The sequence below is a fragment of the Microvirga sp. P4_G7 genome, from assembly GCF_056401005.1.
This window is the reverse complement of the sequence record NZ_JBFUKD010000202.1, coordinates 1-5,786: the sequence shown is the minus strand read 5'-3', so window position 1 is coordinate 5,786 and position 5,786 is coordinate 1. Positions and strand designations below refer to the sequence as shown.

Annotated in this window: 7 protein-coding genes; all 7 read right to left on the bottom strand. The window is 64.7% G+C overall.

All coding sequences use genetic code 11. The annotated features are described in order from the left end of the window. Positions 1–91 precede the first annotated feature (91 nt). Positions 92–1,078, bottom strand: a complete 987-nt coding sequence (thiL, locus tag AC1DT3_RS10715; RefSeq protein WP_477465242.1) for a thiamine-phosphate kinase — start codon at positions 1,076–1,078, stop codon at positions 92–94. 87 nt (positions 1,079–1,165) lie between these two features. Continuing rightward, complete coding sequence (gene nusB / locus AC1DT3_RS10710; RefSeq protein ID WP_477465241.1) at positions 1,166–1,651, bottom strand: transcription antitermination factor NusB; 486 nt, start codon at positions 1,649–1,651, stop codon at positions 1,166–1,168. A gap of 3 nt (positions 1,652–1,654) precedes the next feature. Then, the gene (gene ribH / locus AC1DT3_RS10705; RefSeq protein WP_477465240.1) at positions 1,655–2,143 is read right to left on the bottom strand and encodes a 6,7-dimethyl-8-ribityllumazine synthase; all 489 of its coding nucleotides are present in this window, start codon (positions 2,141–2,143) and stop codon (positions 1,655–1,657) included. A 92-nt stretch (positions 2,144–2,235) separates the two neighbouring features. Then, entirely contained in the window at positions 2,236–2,868 is a 633-nt protein-coding gene (locus AC1DT3_RS10700) for a riboflavin synthase (RefSeq protein ID WP_477465239.1), read from the bottom strand. Beyond that, complete coding sequence (gene ribD, locus AC1DT3_RS10695) at positions 2,868–3,977, bottom strand: bifunctional diaminohydroxyphosphoribosylaminopyrimidine deaminase/5-amino-6-(5-phosphoribosylamino)uracil reductase RibD (protein WP_477465238.1); 1,110 nt, start codon at positions 3,975–3,977, stop codon at positions 2,868–2,870. Before ribD ends, AC1DT3_RS10700 begins: the two co-directional genes overlap by 1 nt. A gap of 31 nt (positions 3,978–4,008) precedes the next feature. Further along, entirely contained in the window at positions 4,009–4,506 is a 498-nt protein-coding gene (gene nrdR, locus AC1DT3_RS10690) for a transcriptional regulator NrdR (RefSeq protein WP_477465237.1), read from the bottom strand. Between the two features lie 15 nt (positions 4,507–4,521). Continuing rightward, positions 4,522–5,786: serine hydroxymethyltransferase (gene glyA, locus AC1DT3_RS10685; protein ID WP_477465236.1), on the bottom strand; the 1,265-nt coding region annotated here is incomplete at its 5' end.

Genomic DNA, 5,786 nt, shown 5'->3' with positions numbered 1-5,786 from the left:
GATTGGCACCGCTGAAGGCCTGCGCAAGCGAAAGGACGAGAGCGTTGCGCTTGGCGAGCGCGTCATTCGCGAGGGGAAGCATCAGCAACGATCAAAAATGAGAGAACGAGCCGGCTTGGTAGCGCTTCTCGCGGCCGTCTGCACGAAAAACCGGCAGCCCCTCACCTGTAACCACCGTTCCAATGATCGACAGCCGCACACCGGCGGCCGCGGCCGCCTTTGAGAAGCTGTCGCGCCGATCTGACGGGAAGGTGCAGAGGATCTCGTAATCATCGCCGCCGGTCAGGACCCGATCCAACAGCTTCGGTTCGATCGAAATGGCTGCGCGGGCAGCGTCCGACAAGGGAACGTCCCGCGTCTCGGCGATTCCCGTGCAACCGCTCACCCTCAGCATCTTGGCGAGATCCCCCGCGAGGCCGTCGGAAATGTCCATCGCTCCGCGGGCATGGTCCCGCAACGCCTCGATGAACGCGACCCGCGGCTGTGGATGCTGGTTGCGATCCATGAGAAAAGACCGCGCCTCCGGTGAGAGGCCCTCCTGCCATTCCGGCTTGAACCTCAGATCGAGGCCGAGTGCACCGTCACCGATCGTCCCCGTGACGGCGATCAGATCGCCTGGTCTGGCTCCCGTGCGCCGTATCATGCGGCCCGTCGGAACGTCGCCGATGGCGGTAACCGAGAGCGTCAGCGGCCCCCTGGCCTTCACCGTGTCGCCCCCGAGGAGCGGACAACCAAAGTCACCGGCAGCCGCCCCGAGCCCTTCGGCAAAGGCGGAAAGCCAAGCTTCGGTCCAATCGTCGGGAAGCGCGAGGCTGAGCAGGAAGCCGCGCGGCTGCGCACCCTTTGCGGCGAGATCCGAGACATTGACTGCCAACGCCTTGCGCGCGACCGAACCCGGCCGGTCGTCGGCCAGAAAATGGCCCCCTTCGACAAGCGCGTCCGTGGTGAGAACGAGATCGTGATCCGGGCGCGGCGTATAGCAGGCGGCGTCGTCCCGAAGGCCCAACGCACCATCGGTGGCCAACGGCGCAAAATAGCGAGCGATGAGCTCGTCCTCGGAGGGACGCGGAGACGTCATGTGTCGGCCTTCCCTCCCACGAGCGTGTGTTTTCCGATGTCGCCTTCGTGCAAGCGTAGCGACACGCGAAGCACGAGGCGCCCGGAACTATGCGCCCTTCTGGCGACCACCGGCTTTCTTCTCGAGCTCGCCGGGGCGGACTTCCCTGGCGATTGCGTCGAGAACGGCATTGACCAGCCCGGGCTCGTCGTCGCCGTAGAACCCATGCGTCACGTCGACATATTCGGTGATGACGACACGCGCTGGGACGTCTTTGCGGAACATCAGCTCGTAGCCGCCGGCGCGCAGGATGGCTCGGATCACAGCCTCGACCCGGGCGAGCGGCCAACCTGCCGCCAAGGCCTTGTCGACGCTGACGTCGATCGCCCGTTGATTGTTGACGACACCTGAGAGGATATCGCGAAAGAAAGCGTTGTCGGAGGGTTGGAACGTGATGCCCTCGACCTCGCGTCCGATCCAGAACGCTTCGAACTCGGCCAGCGCATCGGCGACGTCCTTGCCGGACACGTCCATCTGATAGAGCGCCTGAACGGCGGCAAGGCGGGCGGCGGCGCGTTCTGCGGGCTTTGCCATGGCTCAGGCTCCCTGAAGGCGTCGCTTGATGCGAAGAACGGCGAGAGCCGCCTCGACCGCGCCGCCGCCCTYGTTCATTTCATTGACGCGTGCTCGCGCCCAGGCCTGATCATCATTCTCGACCGTCAGGATGCCGTTGGCGAGAGGAAGGCTCAAGGACAGGGAAAGATCCATCAAAGCGCGGGCGCTTTCGCCCGCCACGATATCGTAATGGCCCGTCTCGCCACGGATGACGCAGCCGAGGGCGACGACGGCGTCGTATGGCGTGTCGGCTTCCTCCGCGGCTTCCRGAGCGATCACGGCGGTCGTCGCGATCTCGAGAGCGCCGTCGACTGTCAGCACATCCGCGGTCGCTTGTGCGGCCTCGACTGCGGCCTTCGCGCCGCGCAGCAATTCGTCCGCGATGTCGTCGTAGAACCGCGCCTCCACGATCAGGATGCGGGCGCCGGGAACGGGCGGGCGGGCTTGAGGCTTGGCGTGGTTCGCAACCATGAGACAACCGATCAGAACTTGAAAAAGAGCATCCTCATGCCGACGAGAGCCGTTGGCCCGCAACGAACGAGGTTTTACGCGTTGGCCGTGACCTACCCCGCCGCCCGAGCATCCGCAAGTCGCGCGGCATACCGTGCCATCATGTCGACCTCCAGATTCAGCATGTCTCCCACCTTGCGCTCGCCCCAGGTCGTAACACTGAGCGTGTGCGGAATGATCAGCACCGAGAACACGTCGTCATGGACCGCGTTCACCGTCAACGACGTCCCGTCGAGGGTGATCGAGCCTTTCTGGGCAATGAAGGGCGCCAGTTCCTTTGAAACTTTTATCTCGAACCGTGCCGTCGGCCCCCACGGATTGTCGCCGGCGGTCATCTCCTCGCGGGCGACGATGGTGGCGAGGCCGTCCACGTGTCCTGTCACGATGTGGCCACCGAGCTCGTCGCCGATCTTGAGTGCGCGTTCCAGGTTGATCCTGGTTCCGACGTGCCACTGACCGACGTTCGTCCGATCGAGGGTCTCCGCCGCCGCGTCCACATCGAACCAGCATCCGTTTCCGCGCGGCCCGACGTCGACAACGGTCAGGCAAGGTCCGCCACACGCGATCGAGGCGCCGAGCGCGATCGAGGCCGGGTCGTAGACCGACTCGATGCGGATGCGCCGAAGCTTATCTGCGTCCGCGATCGAGGCGACGCGGCCCACATCGGTAACGATACCCGTGAACATCAATTTCTCTCCCAAAACATCAGCAGGTCGCGGCCGAGCATCTCGTCGCCGACAAGGCGCAATTCATCCATTCTGTCCTGAAGCGCGGGTCCGAGTGCAGGCACGTCGCCCTGGCCCTTCCCGGAGCCCCCCGTCGCAAGGATCAGTTCGTCGATCAGATCGGCCTTGGCCAGCGCATCCGCAAGACCCGGCCCGCCTTCGCTGAAAACCCGCGTCAGTCCCCGCGTCCCCAGCAACTGGAGCGCTGCGCCAAGATCGACGTGACCGGTCGCGTCCCGGTCCACGCGAAGAACCTCGACCCCAGCGGCGATGAGCGCATGCTCGCGCTCAACCGGGGCATCGACTGTCGCCACGATCCACGTCGGAATGCTTCTGGACCCGGCAATCACCCGAGCCGAAACGGGGGTACGCAAGGCGCTGTCGACGATGATGCGGATCGGGGAGCGGTCTTCGAGCCCTGGGAGGCGGACGTTGAGGAGCGGGTCGTCGGCCAGGACGGTTCCGACACCAACCATGATCGCATCCGCGTGGGCGCGGATCAGGTGAAGACGCGCGTTGGCGAGTTCGCCGGTTATCATCAACCGACTCCCGTTGCGAACGCCGGCGAACCCCTCGGTGGTGCGCGCCAACTTGAGGGCGACGGCGGGACGCCCTTTCGTCACGCGGGTGAGATGACCGATGTTGTCCCGCCGCGCCTGCTGGCCCAGGCAACCGACCGATACCGTGATGCCGGCGTCGCGCAGAAGCGCATGTCCGCGGCCGGCGACCCGGTGATCGGGATCTTCCAGCGCGGAAACGACGCGTTTGATCCCAGCCTTCATGATGGCGTCGACGCAGGGTGGCGACTGCCCTTGGTGGGAGCAAGGCTCGAGCGTGACGTAGAGAGTCCCGCCGCGCGCCGCCTCTCCCGCGGCCTTCAATGCCACGCGCTCCGAATGTGGTCGTCCACCAGGGCGCGTCGCGCCTTGCGCGAGGATCAATGGCCCGTCCCCGTCCTCGACGACCACGACCGATCCCACGGCCGGGTTGGGCCACGTCAGTCCGAGATTGCGCGCTCCGACTGCGAGGGCCAGACGCATGAAGCGTTCATCGTGGGCCGTCTCGCTCATCGGTGAGCGCTCTCAAAAACGAATGGACGTCTCATTCGCCGGCACGGGACGACGGCGGCTCATCCGGCTCCGTGTTCTCGTCTTCCTGCAATCTGCCAAGAATTTCCTCGAAGTCTTTGGCTTCACGGAAGTTCTTATAGACCGACGCAAAGCGAACATAGGCGATGTCATCGAGGCCCTTGAGGCCCTCCATGATCATCTCGCCGACCATCTCGCTCGGCACGTCTGACTCGCCCTGGCTCTCGAGTTGGCGCACGATGCCGTTGATCATACGCTCCACCCGCTCCGGTTCGACCGGACGCTTGCGCAGCGCGACCTCGACCGACCGTTCGAGTTTGGTGCGATCGAAGGGCACCCGGCGGCCCGACTTCTTCACGACGAAGAGTTCGCGCAACTGCACCCGCTCGAAGGTCGTGAAGCGACCGCCGCAATCGGGGCAGACGCGCCGCCGGCGGATCGCTGACGAATCGTCCGTCGGGCGGGAATCCTTCACCTGCGTGTCGAGGCTTCCGCAATAGGGGCAGCGCATCTGGTGGTCTTGGCCTCAGGCGTAAATGGGGAAGCGACGCGTCAATTCGTGAACCCGCTTCTTCACCGATTCCTCGACATGGCCGTTGGCTGCTTCGCCATTGGCCGCCAAGCCGTCGAGAGTCTCGACGATCAGCTCTCCCACCTTGCGGAACTCCGCGAGGCCGAAGCCGCGCGAAGTGGCCGCCGGCGTTCCGAGACGCACGCCCGAGGTCACCATCGGCTTCTCCGGGTCGAAGGGCACGCCGTTCTTGTTGCAGGTGATGTGGGCGCGTCCCATCGCGGCCTCAGCCGCCTTGCCGGTCAACTTCTTGGGACGAAGATCGACGAGCATGAGGTGATTGTCCGTGCCGCCGGCGACGATCGCGTAGCCGCCCGACACCATCGTGTCGGCGAGCATCTTGGCATTGTCCACCACTTGGCGGGCGTAGATCTTGAAATCCGGTCGCAGCGCCTCGCCGAAGGCCACCGCCTTAGCGGCGATGACGTGCATCAGCGGRCCRCCCTGCAGACCCGGGAAGATGGCCGARTTGASCTTCTTCGCGATATCCTCGTCATTGGTGAGGATCATGCCACCGCGCGGGCCGCGCAGGGTCTTGTGCGTGGTTGTCGTGACCACATGGGCATGCGGAAACGGGGACGGATGGGCGCCGCCGGCGACGAGCCCGGCAAAGTGGGCGATATCGACCATGAAGAAAGCGCCGACCTCGTCCGCGATTTCACGAAAACGAGCGAAATCCCAGAAGCGCGAATAGGCCGAGCCGCCGGCCACGATGACTTTCGGCTTGTGGGTGCGAGCAAGTTCGGCGACCTCGTCCATGTCGATCACCTGATCGTCCGGACGCACCTTGTAGCTCACGACGTTGAACCACTTGCCGGACATGTTCACGGGGGAGCCGTGGGTCAGATGTCCACCGCAGGCCAGATCGAGACCCATGAAGGTGTCGCCCGGCTTCATCAGCGCCATGAAGACGGCCTGGTTGGCCTGGCTGCCGGAATTCGGTTGGACGTTGGCGAATTTGCAGTCGAACAGACGCTTCGCCCGGTCGATGGCCAACTCCTCGGCGATGTCCACGAACTGGCACCCGCCGTAGTAGCGACGGCCGGGATAACCCTCGGCGTATTTGTTGGTCATGATCGAGCCCTGGGCTTCCAGGACCGCGCGAGAGACGATGTTTTCCGATGCGATCAGCTCAATCTCGTCGCGCTGACGCCCCAGCTCCAAGTGAATCGCGCGGGCGATCTCGGGGGCCGAATCGCCAAGGCTCGCCGAGAAAAAGC